2 protein-coding genes are annotated in these 584 nt (G+C 64.7%); one reads left to right on the top strand and one right to left on the bottom strand.

All coding sequences use genetic code 11. The features are described from left to right. Positions 1 to 166 precede the first annotated feature (166 nt). Positions 167 to 400, top strand: a complete 234-nt coding sequence (locus CS062_RS25185; protein ID WP_199174367.1) for a hypothetical protein — start codon at positions 167 to 169, stop codon at positions 398 to 400. Between the two features lie 3 nt (positions 401 to 403). Here CS062_RS25185 and CS062_RS25180 read toward each other — a convergent pair. Beyond that, the coding region (locus CS062_RS25180) for a hypothetical protein (protein WP_199174366.1) at positions 404 to 584 on the bottom strand (181 nt) is incomplete at its 5' end.

Raw genomic sequence — 584 nt, 5'->3', positions numbered from 1 at the left:
GAGAAGGCGCTCGACCAGTTCTATCAAGCCAATCTGATCGCCAAGGTCGACTACGCAGACATCCTCTACTACAGCGCACCCTGGATGTTGTTCCTCGGACTCGCGATGTCCGGTGTCACCGCGTATGTGACACTGCGGCTGTACGTACGTAGGTAGTGAGGACGACGTGACCAAGAAGAGCGCCTCCAGCAACAACAAGGTGGTCGCCACCAACCGCAAGCCGGAACTGCTTGCCAGTCACCCGATCTCGAGTCTGATCGCTGTCAAACGCACGCTCACCGCGCCGCACGTGGAGGCGGTGCGTGCGGCGCTGGCGCGCGAAGACGCACTCCTGGAGGAGTTGCTCGGCGCGCCGCCCAACATGGCGGCACTGGCGCAGTTCGTCGGAAAACGCGACTGAGCCCTAAGCCCGCGCGGTGGCGGCGCGTGCACCGGCAACGATCGCCGCCGCCGCCTCATCGCCCAGCGGGTACGGCGTGAGCAGCGTGAAACGATCGACCAGTCCGGCGAATCTGGTGACAACCGCGGCCCCGGCCTCGGTCGGTTCTCCCACGGCGGCAAAGGTGTTGAGCACCTCGTCATCG

The sequence above is a fragment of the Roseateles chitinivorans genome (assembly GCF_002761755.1).
Lineage (GTDB): Bacteria > Pseudomonadota > Gammaproteobacteria > Burkholderiales > Burkholderiaceae_C > Roseateles > Roseateles chitinivorans.
Note: the sequence above shows the minus strand (reverse complement) of the source record. Positions and strands in the feature narration are given on the sequence as shown.